1 protein-coding gene is annotated in these 3,133 nt (G+C 49.1%); it reads left to right on the top strand.

What is annotated here, in order from left to right; genetic code table 11:
• Window positions 1-2,781 (top strand): FG-GAP-like repeat-containing protein (locus GNE10_RS33310; RefSeq protein ID WP_185570326.1); only part of this gene is annotated, 2,781 nt, incomplete at its 5' end.
• Window positions 2,782-3,133 lie beyond the last annotated feature (352 nt).

Genomic DNA, 3,133 nt, shown 5'->3' with positions numbered 1-3,133 from the left:
TTCAATAGCATTAATGTCCAGGATTCCAGCACCCCCACCTTAGCCGATATTGATGGCGATGGCGACTTGGATTTGATTGTTGGGGAACGCTTTGGCACGCTTTTGTACTACAAAAACACAGGTACAGCCACCAACCCAGTCTACACAGCACAAACAGGTACAGCCAACCCCTTCAATGGCATTAATGTGGGGAATTACAGCGCCCCCACCTTAGCCGACATCGATGGCGATGGCGATGTTGATGCGATCGTTGGGGAACGCTTTGGCACGCTTTTGTATTACAAAAACACAGGTACTACCGCCAATCCAGTTTACACACAGCAAACCGGCACAGCCAACCCTTTTAATGGCATTTATGCGGGGCCAAGTAGCAAACCCGCCTTTGCCGACATCGATGGTGATGGCGACTTGGATGCGATTTTTGGAGAACTGAACGGCACGCTGAGTTACTATAAGAACACAGGCACTGCCACCAACCCAGTTTACATACAGCAAACAGGCACAGCCAACCCCTTCAATGGTATTGATGTGGGGTCTTTCAGCGCTCCCACTTTAGCCGACATTGATGGCGATGGCGATGTTGATGCGATCGTTGCAGAACGGAACGGCACGCTTTTATACTACAAAAACGACACGCCACCAAAGCCGTTTATATTTGTTGCCACCACGGGCACAGCCAACCCCTTCAATGGGATTGATATCGGAGATTACAGCGCCCCCACCTTTGCCGACATCGATGGCGATGGCGACTTGGATGCGATTGTTGGAGAACGCTTCGGCACGCTCAAGTATTACAAGAATACAGGCACTGCCACCAACCCAATCTACACACAGCAAATCGGCACAGCTAACCCCTTCAATAGCATTAATGTCCAGGATTCCAGCACCCCCACCTTAGCCGATATTGATGGCGATGGCGACTTGGATTTGATTGTTGGGGAACGCTTTGGCACGCTTTTGTACTACAAAAACACAGGTACAGCCACCAACCCAGTCTACACAGCACAAACAGGTACAGCCAACCCCTTTAATGGCATTGATGTCGGAGATTACAGCGCCCCCACCTTAGCCGACATCGATGGCGATGGCGATGTTGATGCGATCGTTGGGGAACGCTTTGGCACGCTTTTGTATTACAAAAACACAGGTACTACCACCAATCCAGTTTACACACAGCAAACCGGCACAGCAAACCCCTTTAATGGCATTTATGTGGGGCTAAGTAGCAAACCCGCCTTTGCCGACATCGATGGTGATGACGACTTGGATGCGATTTTTGGAGAACTGAACGGCACGCTGAGTTACTATAAGAACACAGGCACAGCCACCAACCCAGTTTACATACAGCAAACAGGCACAGCCAACCCCTTCAATGGTATTGATGTGGGGTTTTTTAGCGCCCCCACTTTAGCCGACATTGATGGCGATGGCGATGTTGATGCGATCGTTGGGGAACGCTTCGGCACCCTCAATTATTTCTACAATACCCCCAATCGCCCACCTGTTGCGGTCAATGATGCCGTCAGCACCAACGAAAACACCGTTTTTAACGGTAATCTCTTGGCTGCCAACCCCACCACCCCCGACAGTGACCCCGATGGCAATGCCCTGACAGTAACAGCAGTTAACAACACTGCTGCTAATGTTGGTACTCAAATTAACTTGGGCAATGGTCAACTCACGGTGAATGGCAACGGTAGTTTTACCTTTGACCCCACCAATGGCACTGCTGCCCTGACTGATGGCTACGATTATTTACCTCAAGGAGCCACTGCCAGCACATCTTTCGACTATACCATTAGCGATGGTAACGGTGGTACTGCCAGCGCCACTGCCACCATTACGATTACCGGGGTAAATGATGCTGCTACCATCGCAGGTACAGCCACAGCAGCAGTCACCGAAGATGCCAGCACACCCAACCTCACAGCCACGGGTGCATTAACTGTCGCTGATGTCGATACTGGTGAAAACATATTTAATACCAGCGTCACTTCAGCTACTGGCAATCTCGGTAGTCTTACTATCACCGATACAGGAACCTGGAATTACAGCGTTGCTAACACTGCGGTGCAATTTCTGGATGCAGGAGCCACAACAACCGAAACCTTCACCGTGCAATCTGTTGACGGTACTGCAAGCCAAAATATTGTCATCACCATTACCGGGGTGAATAATGAGGATACCGGAACAGGTACAATCATTGACAATCCACCACCTACAGGCAGTTCCGGCCCCACTGGCCCAATAACTTTCGCTAATATCAATATCGGCTTCAATGGTAAAGATAGCCTTACAGGCAGTGATGGCTCTGACTTGCTCGATGGTCGCAATGGCAATGATACCCTCAATGGCGGTAAAGGTAACGATCTGCTCATCGGTAGCAATGGTAACGACCTGTTAATCGGCGGTGCTGGTGCTGATACCCTCAACGGTGGTAATGGAGTTGATACTTTCCGCTTTGATTTTACTGATTCGCCACTCAGTAATTTTGACCACATCATCGATTTGAAAATTGGCACCGATCGCATTGACGGCCCCAATAGAGTCAGCAAGACTAATCTCAAGGAACTGGGGGCGGTGACTAGTCTAGATGCTGGTGGTTTGGGGGCATTGTTGACAAATAGCAACTTTGCTGCTTATGGTGCTGCTAGCTTTAGCTTTGGTAGCCGTACTTTCCTGGCAGTGAATAATAACACTGCCGGCTTCCAAGAAGACAGTGATGCAATTATTGAGATTACTGGGTTTAGCGGGAAGTTGACTAATTTGGCAATTATTTAATTGCAAATCGGGCGATCGCACTTGAAGTTATCTTAAAATGCGATCGCTTGTCTGTGTGTGACGCTAGGCGATAACTCAATACGGTTTGGTTAAAGGGAAAAGGGGAAAGGGGAAAGGTTTCAAATACATCCAAATCCCCTTACCCCAAAACCATTTCCCAGACTACAAGGGAAGTTCATACTGCTTATCCCAACCGTATTGGGCGACAACTACCAAAGAATAGTCGCCCCTTGAAAGCAATGGCTTTTGTAAGAGCTTGGGTCGTCCTTGTCAGAGCTACAGCCTTGACCTTTGGGTATATCGCGCAGACTGTAAGAGCTTGGGTCGTCCTTGTCAGAGCTACAGCCTTGAC

This window comes from Nostoc sp. 2RC (assembly GCF_014222165.1).
Classification (GTDB): domain Bacteria; phylum Cyanobacteriota; class Cyanobacteriia; order Cyanobacteriales; family Nostocaceae; genus Nostoc; species Nostoc linckia.
Note: the sequence above shows the minus strand (reverse complement) of the source record. Positions and strands in the feature narration are given on the sequence as shown.